This window comes from Vibrio sp. 10N.222.51.C5 (assembly GCF_041474575.1).
GTDB classification, from domain to species: Bacteria; Pseudomonadota; Gammaproteobacteria; order Enterobacterales; family Vibrionaceae; genus Vibrio; species Vibrio crassostreae_C.
Genome location: NZ_JBFRUJ010000044.1, coordinates 23,620 through 35,071, shown reverse-complemented (window position 1 = coordinate 35,071; position 11,452 = coordinate 23,620). Strand labels below are relative to the sequence as shown.

The following is an 11,452-nucleotide window of genomic DNA, read 5'->3' as shown; positions in this document are numbered from 1 at the left end:
TTATTGATGTCTATTGATGAGGTCATGGAGTTTATTCGCCTTTCCCCTAATAAGGTGGTTGCGAACCATATGGAGGCACTCAATCACTGTGCAGTGACTCGACCAATTCTTAAAGAAGCAATTGATAAAAACGGTTTGTCAGATAAAGTCCTTATTCCTGCTGATGGTGAGACCTTGGAGTTTTAGATACCTGAACTAATCCGGTGACTCCCGATTTAAGTAAATAGTCTAAATGATTTCTGTCCAAACCCGTGTTAATAGGTGCGATTATAATAGCTTGCCAACCAACGAAGAATTCGTGATTGCTCAACAGTCGGTAGAACTTCTGTAATCTGAACTGAAGTCTAAGCAAGAAAAAGACAATCAAAAGCGAGCCCAAGTGGCTCGCTTTTTGTGTCTAGTAAAGATGCGTCTGAATGTTTTAACAGGGGGATAGCCTACAAGGCGATCGTGAAACAGTTTTAGAACAGAGCTTAAATTGCGACTCATCGGGTGATCTGGAAGCGCTAAGGTTATTTAGTCCCTGAGCGGTAGTTTGGATCTGTCCAGCATCGAGGTAACTCTTCCCCTGACATAAACATCAGTTCGGACTTTTTAAACATCTCAGGGTCTTGCTGTTCTTCGCCTGCTTGAAACCGACCTTCGATACTGTCTTGAAATAAGTTGGTTAATTTGGTCATTTCAGTTACATCAACGAGGTCACCGGTTTTTTCTCTTTTAGAAACATTTTTTTGCCCTCAATCTAATCGGTCACCCCTAATTATAATTGCTATTTGGAAAATGAGAGTCTTTTCAATTCCGGCACTTCTTGACTAAGCAGACCCCAGAGCTACGCTTATGATCATCGACAACCCAATCGATGAACAGACTTATCCTCAACAAATAAATGGAGTCGCGATGTCATCTGCCCATATTGCAAACAATCTCAGTGAACTGATTGGCGATACCGATCTTGTTAGAATCAACAGTCTTTCAGAGATATCAGGTTGTGAGATTCTTATTAAGTGCGAACACCAGAACCCGGGTGGTTCGATTAAAGATAGAGCGGCACTTCAGTTGGTTATGGATGCAATGGAAGCCGGTAAGCTTAAGCCGGGAATGACAATCGTCGAAGGTACTGCTGGTAATACGGGAATAGGCCTTGCTCTAGTAGCTAAATCCCTCGGTTACAAAATGTTGGTGGTGATGCCAAAAGGGCAGGCACAAGAGAAAGAGCGTATGATCTCGCTTTATAACGCTGAACTGTTATTGGTCGACCCTTGTCCTTTTGCAAACTCTGAACATTTTTACCACACGGCTAAGCGGATTGGTGTCGAAAATGAGAGTTATTGGTGGGCAGATCAGTTTGAAAATCTCAGTAATTATCGAGCGCACTATTTAAATACTGGACCTGAGATCTGGCAGCAAACACAGGGGAATATTGATGCTCTAGTTTCAGTGGTGGGGACGGGTGGAACCATTGCCGGAAACTCACACTATCTATCTGAGCAGCAACCCAATCTCGAAACTTGGTTAGTTGACCCAAATGGGTCCGGCATTTATTCGTTTCTACGTAATGGACACTATCAATCAACGGGAAGTTCGTTCACGGAAGGCATAGGGATCATGCGAACGGTTGAAAATTTCAGGCAGGCAAAAATCAATCGTGCCATCACGCTTCCCGATCAGGATTTGGTGACGATATCCCGCCTTGTTGCGGAACATGACGGTATTCTTCTAGGAAGCAGTTCGTCGTTGAACGTAGCAGGTGCGCTATACGTTGCGGCTAGAATGGGGAAAGGGAAAACCATCGTTACATTTAGCTGTGACCTTGCTGAGCGCTCGTATTCGAAGCTGCACAACGAAACGTTTCTGAAAGAAAAAGAGATACAGCTTAATAAAGAAAACCTCTCTCAACTATGGGCTCGTTGTCAAGCCGAAGATGGCAGCATGGTCGTCAACGTATAGTCGCTTTAAGTTAGTAACAGCCAGTGGTCTGCCAGCTCTTTCGTTAGCGATGGATATCCGTTAGCGCTAAACATCCGGTTAGAGCTAAACATCTGTTAGCGCCAGAACCGGCACTATTGCTTGTTATTAGGGTAGTGAATCACATTATGAAATACGGCGTTTCCTTCACCGATATTTTTGTAGGCATGGGTCTGGTTAGCATTAAAGCGAACAGCTTGTCCTGCGCGTAACGTATGCCACTCATCATCAAACATCACGGCCATCTCTCCTGAAATGCATAAGATGTGCTCAGTGACGCCTGCGTTATGTGGGGCGGATTCATGCTGGTAATCGGGTGCTAGGGTGAGTTCGAATATTTCAAATCCTAGTGCTTCCTCAAAAGGAAACAACAAACTGACGAAAAAGCCAATGTTGTATTCCTCATGTCTTAGTTCGTTTGCATCTCTGAATAAACTCGTCAGTTCACTGTTTGGGCTAGCAGTGATAAAGCTTGAAAGTGACACCTCGAACCCAGAAGCTATTTGCCAGAGCTTAGCGACTGTCGGGCTGGATTCTCCACGTTCAATTTGTCCTAGCATTGCTTTACTCACGCCTGTTGCTTTCGCTGTTTTGTCTAAGCTCCAGCCTTTTTCTTGGCGAAGGCGTTTCAAGTTAACGCCAACTTTAATTTCTGTTTGCATATTTTCTCTACAAGTTTTTACAAATAAGTTGTGCGTTATAGCGCACGGTGCTAGGTTTGGTCTATGGACGTTATAACGCACGCAGGAAGAGATTAACATGACTAAGCTAAAATTTTCTCACGTCAGTACCGGCTTTATCGCTGTTTTCATTGGTTATGCGAGCGCCGCGGCGATTATTTTCCAAGCGGCAATGAGTGCTGGAGCAACCGAAGAACAAGTGGCGTCATGGTTTTGGGCGTTGGGAATTGGCATGGGGATAACCACAATACTGCTCTCGTTTCATTACAAGAAGCCTGTGGTTACAGCGTGGTCGACGCCTGGAGCGGCGTTGTTAATCACATCTCTTGAAGGGCTGACAATGAATCAGGCTGTGGCCGTGTTTTTGTTCAGTTCGATGTTGATCACGTTGGTTGGATTGGCGGGGGTATTTGAGAAAGTCCTAAAACAGATCCCAACATCGATTGCCTCAGCGATGCTCGCGGGGATTCTATTGCAATTCGGTTTGGGTTTGTTCACGTCGCTAATGGAAGAGGCACAAGTCGTAGCGGTCATGCTCGCTGTATTTATTCTGGCGAAAGCGCGGTTAGGAAATTTACTGATCCCAAGCATTTTCATCATCGCATTGGTCATGTGTGTGGGTTTTGGCAAACTCGATGTTAGTCAGGTGACTATGGGATTAACGACCCCAGTGTTCATTTCGCCCGATTTTGAGTTCTTTTCGTTGTTTAGTGTTGGTATCCCATTGTTTATAGTGACGATGGCTTCACAGAACTTACCGGGATTTGCGGTTCTAAAAGCGAACGGATACCAAGTTGATTCATCGAAGATCATTACCACCACCGGGGTAACAGGTTTGATCTTCGCACCGTTTGGTGGCTTTGCGTATAACCTTGCAGCGATTACGGGCGCTATTTGTATGGGCCCGAATGCGGATAGTAACCCCAAGACACGTTATATGGCTGGGATCTGTATGGGCGGGTTTTACTTGTTAGCTGGTGTGATGGGGATGTCATTTGTGTCGCTGTTTAGCGCCGTACCCTCCGAGATTGTCATTGCGGTTGCTGGCTTAGCGGTGATGCCCACCTTGATGAATTGCCTTGCGGTATCAATGGCAGACAGTCACTACAGAGAACCCGCACTGCTTACTTTCTTATTCACCGCTTCTGGCACCAATTTACTGGGAATCGGTAGCGCATTTTGGGGTTTGTGCATCGGGTTGTTTTGTTGCTGGTTACACAATTACAAAGCTAAGTCGCGTGGAGCAAACAAGACTTCGCAAACTTCGTCGTAATCAAGCGACCCAAGATTAGGATCAGGTTCGCTGTGAATTAGAAACATCAGCAAGTTGTTTGAGTAGTAAGCCCAGTCATACTCGTGACTGGGCTTGCTTACAAAGGAATAAAGCTACTTAACTTCGTATCTCAGTAGCACTTCATTATCGAGAACGACATTTGTCGACCAGATAAAGCTTGCGCCAGCACCACTGAATTTTTCGATAAAGTTCATGTACGCTTTTTTATTGTTCACGCCAATATCGTCTTCTGAATATACCGATGCTAGAGGCCAAGATGTTGAATCGAACTCTTGGTTCATCCAGTTGGTTGGTGTTTCCCAATGAGCGGCGTAGGCATCTTGACCGTGGTCAGTTCCTTCCGTGGTGCAGCTTTCAGAAAGACGCTTCCCGTCCACTTCACTCAAACAAGTCAGGTCATAAATCGGTGAGGTATAAAAGGTTTGTGCTTGCCAGTCTGGACCTGTCACGGTTCCGTCACTAAAGCTCGCGATAAAGCCACCATCACCAGCGTGGTATGCCTTTCCGCGGTTATCTTCGCTGCCAAGACCTAGGTTTTCTTCCCAATCAATCACTTTCACCGCAATCGTGTAAGGCTTCTTCACCTTAAATTTGACGATGTTTGAGTTAAACGGTGTGAAAGGAACGGTGTCTACCGCGATTAACTTGCCGTTGATATAAAGTTCGAAATAGTTATCGGCAAAAATATAACCTGTTATTTCCTCACCGTCTTGATCCACAACAGCTACCGGTACAGAGCTTTGATCGACTTCGGCTAGGCTGCTTGGCGTGGTGTTTGAGCACTCTTCATAAAGATCAAAGGCTTTCGGCCCTGTTGAAAAGTTGTTTTTGGCTGGAACCGTCCAAACCTTTCCTTCTGAGTCCGTAATCTCCCCGACGCCCGCCACTCGGCTACGTCCGTTTGCACACTCAAAGAGATTCGATTCAACGGTGGTCGCCACACCCTGAGTAATACTCGCTGAGCCTTGGTAATCACTGATGTTGCTGACCGAAGGCGTATCTGATGATGGTGAGCAGCCTGTAGCGAGCAAAGCAACCGATGAAAGGGCAAGGGCTTGATATTTTGTGATGAGCATTGATTGGGTATCCGAGAAGGGCTGATTTAAATAAGCGTGGTTCAAAATAAGCGAAGTGCAAGTAAATTAATTGAAAACAAAGCTATTTCAAACAAATCCGAGCTAAGTAGCTAAGTAGCTAAGTAGTTAAGTAAGCCGTGAACTCATAGCTGATAGCTGGAACGACGAAACTAAGCAAGAGCCAAAGCAATTGTGAGGTACCACGCTTATTATTTGATGAGGCATATATTACCCGTACAAATGTAAACAAGCGTAAATCTGAGTAAGCATAGGTAAAACAGCGCTTTTATCGAATGATCACATCAGCTTGCGCGGCGCTGGTAAAAATACTCAGCATGAAGCGGTTTCAGGTTGTGATTGAGATAGTATTTTGCTACAAAACGCGCATAATCTCGCTATACAACATTTAAAGAAGAATTTACCTATGACTACCTTTCAATACTACTTTCACCAACTGCCTTGCTTCGACTGTAAAAAAACGACAGTAAGTACTGATCTTGGTTGGTTAACGCCTGCGATGAAAGACGATGCTATCGCACAAGTGACAGCGACACTTGCACAAGGCGAGGTTACTCCTGATCTTTCTGCAGACGTGGTTTGCACGAAAGAAGAAGCTCGCGAGTACTTACTGCTTAACTTCTTTGGTTATTCAGAAGAAGAATTAGAAAGCGGAATCGAAGCGGATGATGAAAAAGAAGTGGCAGACGAAATCGCAGAGCTAGTAGAAGATGGTAAAGACACTATCACCTTCGAACATGAGATTGCTCTTCAGTGCTGTGCAGACTGCGATGTTGAAGACGAGTCAAACTAAGCTCTTGTATTAAGAGTATTAAGCTAAGTACTCTTATTAAGGTTCATCATGAAGCTATGATGTTCTAATGATGAAAGGCGTTAGCGAATTGAAGTTCGCTAACGCCTTTTTTGTCTCTCTGTTTCTTATCTTTAAGCGGCATTCAATCTTAAGATGTTGTGCTTTCTATAATGCCTTGTTTGCTCAGTTGCGAAAGGATCTCAGCGGTCTTCTCTCTGAATAAATCTCTCAGTAGACGAACAGTCGGGGTGATGGATTGACGACTTGGACACACTAACCACAGCTCGGTAGGGGTCGGCTTAAACTCAGACATAACTTTAACCACTTCACCTGAAAGCAGATGAGGTGACATGTCTAAACAAGATTTTATTGCCACCCCTTTACCCGCGATACACCAACGCCTTACAAGGTCTGCGTCGTTCGAAGCGCGATTTCCTTTTAGTTTCACTTTATGATCTTGAGTACCATCGTTAAACACCCACTCGTCTTGCAACATGTCATGGAGTTGGTAAAGCAACCCATTGTGCTGCGCTAAGTCACTCGGGTGCTTTGGTGCGCCCATTTCAGCCAAGTATTCAGGAGCCGCACACAATATCCTCGGCACATCGCATATCTTGAAACCATACATGTTCGCATCGGTTGGGGAACCGTAACGCAGCGCCATATCGACGGAATCTCGGTAGAAGTCGATATTGCTATCGCTGATGCTAGTACGAAGCGTCGCCTTTGGATATTCAAGCAAGAACTCATCAAGCCAAGGTGTAATTAGGTTGCGCCCTAGATCCGATGAAAGCGCAATGCGAATTTCACCGTCAAGAATACCGAGCTCTTCGCGCATATTGAGCTTTGCTTGCTCCAACATCTTCAAGGCTTGTTCGCATTCCGGTAAATAACGCTCGCCAGCTGAAGAGAGCCTTAGGTGGCGCGTGGTTCTTACAAATAACTCCGCACCGAGTGCCGCTTCAACACGTTTTACCGCTGCACTTGCTGTGGCAGTACGCATATCGAGGTTGGTGGCTGCAGCGGTGATACTGCGAAACTCCGCCACTTTCAAAATGACCTGTAAGTCTTCAAGAAGCATTTCGTTTCCCTGTTCTGAACCTTGAATCAGTTGTTCGGTTACCCATAAATTAGGCATTTTCAAATTGCTAATCTTAGTATTTTTCCTGCGCATATACATCTTATTATCAAAAATCATTTGATAATAAGATGTATATTAGGCTGTTTATCTAAAGCGAGAATTCTCTAAGATTCAATTATCGAATTTAAGGAGAAGTATCATGTCATTACCATTAACAATGAAAGCAATCGGATTTACTCAATCACTTGCGATTACAGAGCAAGACAGTTTATTTGAGTTTGAAACGAGTCTGCCAGAACTAAAAAATAATGACTTGCTGGTAAAAGTGAGCGCGACTTCTATCAATCCTGCTGACGCTAAAATTCGTATTCGTAATGCCAAAGACAAAACTCTTGAGCAGCCAAAAGTGCTGGGCTATGACGCAGTCGGTGAAGTTGTTGGTAAAGGTGCTGACGTTGAAGGCTTCGAAGTCGGTGACCGTGTGTACTATGCGGGTGACGTAACACGCATGGGGGCTAACGCAGAATACCAAGCTGTGGACTACCGTATTACCGCTAAAGCGCCTAAGAGCCTTTCTGATGAAGCTGCAGCCGTTATGCCACTAGCGACGCTTACAGCATGGGAAGCGTTGTTTGACCGCTTGCGTGTTCGTCCTGAAGAGAAAAAGTCTATCCTGATCATTGGTGGAGCGGGCGGCGTTGGTTCAATTACGATTCAACTGGCTAAGCAACTGACCAACCTAAATGTTATCGCAACAGCTTCAAGACCTGAAACGGAGCAGTGGGTAAGAGATATGGGAGCGGACTATGTGGTGAACCACCGTAACCTTGTCGAGTCTGTGCGAGAGCAAGGCATTCAACATGTTGACTACATTTTCAATGTTGCTGATACAAAAGGGCACTGGGATGCGATGGTTGAGTTGATCGCACCGCAAGGCATGATCAGTTCGATTGTTGAATTTGATGGTGGCATTGACTTATCAGCGCTGCAAGGAAAATCAGCAGGCTTTGTTTGGGAGCTGATGTTCACGCGTTCATTGTTTAACACCGAAGATATCCAGAAGCAGCAAGACATCCTATTCCAAGCCGCGAATCTGATTGATTCGGGCCGTATTAAAACGACTCTAACCACGACCCTAAATGGCTTTAGTGTGGATACAATCAAAGATGCACACCAACGCATTGAGAGCAGTGCCTCGATTGGTAAAACTGCCATCAAATACTAATTGCTGATGTTTTAATCCGTCGTTGTTTTGAATTGTTGACGGTTTAAATAGAAGAAGCCCCTGATATCTGATTGCTAGTCAAAAGGTTTCAGGGGCTTTTGTTTGTTTTCAGTTTAGTCAGCTTCTGGTGATGTGATAGGTTTCGATGTTCTGAAGTGAAGCTGTATTAGGTCTAGCTCAAAAGGCGAGGGCTCTTTGTCCGCAATCAAAAAAACTATTTGTTTGATGTCTCGTGCCTTAAGTTCCGGCGCATCGCTCAGTAGCCGACCTCTGAACACCGCTTGAAAATCATTGAAGTGGAACACCTTGTTAAGCCGCACTCCCTTTATCGTATCGAAATCGTGTTTGTAATGAACTCGATTACCATCTTTCGATGTTGTGAGCCTCAGTTGGTAAGTGCGACCATCACCAACGAATACTAGCTCTGCGCTATCTATTTCATGGGCTGGTGATTTAATGGAGCGCTTTACAGAACTGAAACCACCATTATTTTCTAACGATAGCTCGCCCCTAAATCGACTCATATCATCAAGATAAATGAGCTCGCCTGTAGAGATGCCACCCATTACATCGTCGTTGGTCGCTGTCCAATTCTTGTGTTCGTTCGGTTGTATAAAATCAATCATACCTATGCCTGCTACAGATACTTGAGACCATAAAAAGGAGAGGCTGAGTACTAGCCACAAAGGGTGTCTTCGCTTAAGCAATGAAGCCGTTTCGTTCATGATTGTCTCCGTTAGCCGTTAGTCTGTTCGCGTTTTATGGAGAAGGTTCAGTGGCAAGCATACCCATACAATGCTCAATAAATTCAGAGTAATTTGAAGCGTTGCCGTACTCAATTTTTAGCGAACCGTGAAACATCAGCGTCACCGTGACGTCTTTATAGCTTAGCCAACAGGTGTAACCGTCGTAATCATGCCAAGCCGTCATTTCGCCAACTAGATATTTGTTGTCCCGTTGCTCACCGGAAGAGCGAATAAACTCAAATACTCTGAGAAATTCAATAATGGTGATTCTGTTGTCCATGTGTTACTCCCGCTGCGTCATCTTTGAGAATAGGCTGATCTTTGGTGTTTAGATTGCCTACGTCTTTCTTTCATATCCTTACGGCTTACCTCTGTGCCCCGATCACTGAAAGGGTCTTACCTTCTCGATAAACCGCTGTTTTCTAATATTTCATCATCATTCCATACATCTGTTCAATCCAGAGCGAAGCGTGCGTAACAAACTCGAATAACAACGTTAACCCTCAAGATAAAGACGAGCTTAATTTGCGTTTATGGTGGTTAATTAAAATTAGAGTCGATAGGATAAATAGCATCGGAGCCTTGTTATTGGCTGAAATGGAATCTACAGAAAGTGCGTGTCAACATGATAGAAAAACTGAAAAAGGAATGGTTTCTTGTAGGGATGGTGGTGGCTATGGTCGTTGCTGTTTTTACGCCGGATTGGGGCAAATCGGGTGGGGTACTTCATCTCGATACGGTGACTGTTCTCGGCATCGCTTTGGTGTTTTTCTTACACGGTTTGGGTTTGTCTCCCAAAGCCATTCTTGAGGGGCTTTCGAATTGGAAGCTGCATGTTTTTGTACAAAGCGCGACATTCTTAGTTTACCCACTGCTTTGGGTGATATTCGGGCAAGGCTTTGTCGCTTATATGCCAGCAGCTCTGGCCTTTGGTTTCTGTTACCTCTTCGTATTACCGAGTACGATTTCGTCTTCGGTCGCGATGACGGTGATTGGAAAAGGAAACCTACCGGGTGCGATATTCAATGCATCACTTTCTAGTATTTTAGGCGTGTTCATTACGCCTCTACTGATCCAGCTCTTTATGGGGTTGGAAGGTGCAGAGCTAAACCTGATGGAATCGGTGATCTCTATATCTAAAATGCTGCTATTGCCAATGATTGTCGGCCAGTTGATGCGCCCGTTACTTTTTGAACGGACTCAGAAACACAAGTCAGTGGTCAATAAGTTAGATAAATACGTGATACTTCTGATCGTCTACAGTGCTTTCTGTGACTCTATTGAACACGGTATTTGGAGCGACTTTTCACCAATGCTGTTGTTGCTGTCAGCGGTGATTTGTTTAGTGGTATTGATGGTGATGGTACACGGCATTCAATGGAGTGCCCGAAAGGTTGGATTCAATCATCAAGATGAAGTCGCGGCAGTATTCTGTGGTACTAAGAAGACCTTAGCGGCAGGTATTCCTATGGCTAAGGTGATCTTTGCTCACAACCCTAATCTAGGGATGATATTACTACCAATCATGCTTTATCACCCGATTCAGATCTTTTACTGTGCAGTGCTAGCCAACCGTTACGCCAAGGTTGATACACAATCTAGTTAAACTTGTTTGTTGTTACAAGTACAACAGAAAAACGCCTTTCACTTCGCTGTGAAAGGCGTTTGTATTTGAATCTACTTCACTTTAATTAGAGTGCTTGAATCTGTATGAGCAAATGCGTTGTCGTAGATCTCTAAGCCTGTTGTTTGAGAGTACGTCAGCGTATCGTCTGAAATGCTAATGTTCATCGTGAAGCCCGTGGTGGTTGCGTTGTCCGTCATGTATTCGGACTCAGCGATGCCACGCTTAGACGCAACTAACGTCATTGTATCGCCAGCAGGGCCTTCTGCGGTGACACATGTGGTGCGTGGTACGCAGTAAGAGTTGTAGACGACCTGATTTTTTTGGTCGTAGATGAAGTAGCCACGTTGATCGTGGAACTTAGAGTCGTCGGCCTTTCTGAATACTTCTTGTTTGTAGTACAGAGCAACCAGATATTGATCGCTGGCATTGGTTGCATCTGCCGCAACCTCAAACGTCATTACTTCATAGAATGGTGTAACCGCGGGACCACCTGCACCCACTTCTGTGCCTTCTTGGCCTGGAGAAATATCAACGCCGCCAGTTTCGACTGATTTCCATGTGCCGACTAACTTTGCGAGTGGACCAAAATCCATACCATTGATTGTGTTGTGGTCGGCTACTGCTGGAGCCGAGATTACCGCTGCGATACCAAGTGCTAATAATTTTTTCACTTTAACTTCCTTTTTTGTAATTATCTGACCACATTAAAAGTAAGGTTATTGTGAAGCCAATTTATTAACCCAGATCAGTGTTCTTGGTTAATATGAAAGCGATTTGTAACTTGATGTATCAGTCAATAAGAGAATATTAATGCGGCTAAATATTGAACGAATAGCTGTGATTTGTTCATCGAGGTTTAATTCAAAATTGCATTAGTCTGAGCCTTATTAATTTTGCTATTACACATTTCAAATTCTCATGTATGATGTGCGCCCATAATTGTATGA

The 11,452-nt window shown here is 44.4% G+C and carries 12 protein-coding genes and 1 pseudogene; 6 read left to right on the top strand and 7 right to left on the bottom strand.

Annotation, left to right across the window (positions count from 1 at the left end):
* A pseudogene (locus AB4558_RS13985) lies at positions 1-186 on the top strand (MBL fold metallo-hydrolase); the annotation flags it as partial.
* A gap of 326 nt (positions 187-512) precedes the next feature.
* Here the strand turns inward: AB4558_RS13985 and AB4558_RS13980 are convergent.
* Positions 513-680, bottom strand: coding sequence for a hypothetical protein (locus AB4558_RS13980; RefSeq protein WP_017062447.1), 168 nt, complete (start codon positions 678-680; stop codon positions 513-515).
* A 217-nt stretch (positions 681-897) separates the two neighbouring features.
* Between AB4558_RS13980 and AB4558_RS13975 the strand changes: the two genes are divergently transcribed.
* Positions 898-1,947: a cysteine synthase A gene (locus tag AB4558_RS13975; RefSeq protein ID WP_372158874.1), complete on the top strand. Its 1,050-nt coding sequence runs from the start codon at positions 898-900 to the stop codon at positions 1,945-1,947.
* A 113-nt stretch (positions 1,948-2,060) separates the two neighbouring features.
* On the opposite strand, the gene AB4558_RS13970 is transcribed toward AB4558_RS13975, so the two are convergent.
* Positions 2,061-2,627, bottom strand: a complete 567-nt coding sequence (locus tag AB4558_RS13970) for a helix-turn-helix domain-containing protein (RefSeq protein WP_372074251.1) — start codon at positions 2,625-2,627, stop codon at positions 2,061-2,063.
* Between the two features lie 97 nt (positions 2,628-2,724).
* Here AB4558_RS13970 and AB4558_RS13965 point away from each other — a divergent pair, with 97 nt between their 5' ends.
* On the top strand, positions 2,725-3,918 hold the full coding sequence (locus tag AB4558_RS13965; RefSeq protein ID WP_372074253.1) for a benzoate/H(+) symporter BenE family transporter: 1,194 nt from the start codon (positions 2,725-2,727) through the stop codon (positions 3,916-3,918).
* 113 nt (positions 3,919-4,031) lie between these two features.
* Here the strand turns inward: AB4558_RS13965 and AB4558_RS13960 are convergent, their stop codons facing one another.
* Complete coding sequence (locus AB4558_RS13960; RefSeq protein ID WP_372074255.1) at positions 4,032-5,015, bottom strand: hypothetical protein; 984 nt, start codon at positions 5,013-5,015, stop codon at positions 4,032-4,034.
* Positions 5,016-5,439: 424 nt separating this feature from the next.
* On the opposite strand from AB4558_RS13960, the gene AB4558_RS13955 reads away from it, so the two are divergent.
* A complete protein-coding gene (locus AB4558_RS13955) occupies positions 5,440-5,826 on the top strand; it encodes a hypothetical protein (protein ID WP_017068428.1) in 387 nt (128 codons plus the stop codon).
* A gap of 148 nt (positions 5,827-5,974) precedes the next feature.
* Here AB4558_RS13955 and AB4558_RS13950 read toward each other — a convergent pair whose 3' ends face one another.
* On the bottom strand, positions 5,975-6,907 hold the full coding sequence (locus AB4558_RS13950; protein ID WP_372158873.1) for a LysR family transcriptional regulator: 933 nt from the start codon (positions 6,905-6,907) through the stop codon (positions 5,975-5,977).
* A 199-nt stretch (positions 6,908-7,106) separates the two neighbouring features.
* Here AB4558_RS13950 and AB4558_RS13945 point away from each other — a divergent pair, with 199 nt between their 5' ends.
* The gene (locus tag AB4558_RS13945; protein WP_372158872.1) at positions 7,107-8,132 is read left to right on the top strand and encodes a zinc-binding alcohol dehydrogenase family protein; all 1,026 of its coding nucleotides are present in this window, start codon (positions 7,107-7,109) and stop codon (positions 8,130-8,132) included.
* A 113-nt stretch (positions 8,133-8,245) separates the two neighbouring features.
* Here the strand turns inward: AB4558_RS13945 and AB4558_RS13940 are convergent, their stop codons facing one another.
* Both AB4558_RS13940 and AB4558_RS13935 read right to left on the bottom strand, forming a co-directional pair.
* Positions 8,246-8,857: a CIA30 family protein gene (locus tag AB4558_RS13940; protein ID WP_372074261.1), complete on the bottom strand. Its 612-nt coding sequence runs from the start codon at positions 8,855-8,857 to the stop codon at positions 8,246-8,248.
* A 34-nt stretch (positions 8,858-8,891) separates the two neighbouring features.
* Positions 8,892-9,158 carry a DUF3081 domain-containing protein gene (locus AB4558_RS13935; RefSeq protein ID WP_372074263.1) on the bottom strand — a complete coding sequence of 89 codons (267 nt, stop codon included), beginning with the start codon at positions 9,156-9,158 and terminating at the stop codon, positions 8,892-8,894.
* 345 nt (positions 9,159-9,503) lie between these two features.
* Between AB4558_RS13935 and AB4558_RS13930 the strand changes: the two genes are divergently transcribed.
* On the top strand, positions 9,504-10,484 hold the full coding sequence (locus tag AB4558_RS13930) for a bile acid:sodium symporter family protein (protein ID WP_372074265.1): 981 nt from the start codon (positions 9,504-9,506) through the stop codon (positions 10,482-10,484).
* 71 nt (positions 10,485-10,555) lie between these two features.
* On the opposite strand, the gene AB4558_RS13925 is transcribed toward AB4558_RS13930, so the two are convergent.
* Complete coding sequence (locus tag AB4558_RS13925; RefSeq protein WP_017062436.1) at positions 10,556-11,176, bottom strand: heme-binding beta-barrel domain-containing protein; 621 nt, start codon at positions 11,174-11,176, stop codon at positions 10,556-10,558.
* Between the last annotated feature and the right edge of the window lie 276 nt (positions 11,177-11,452).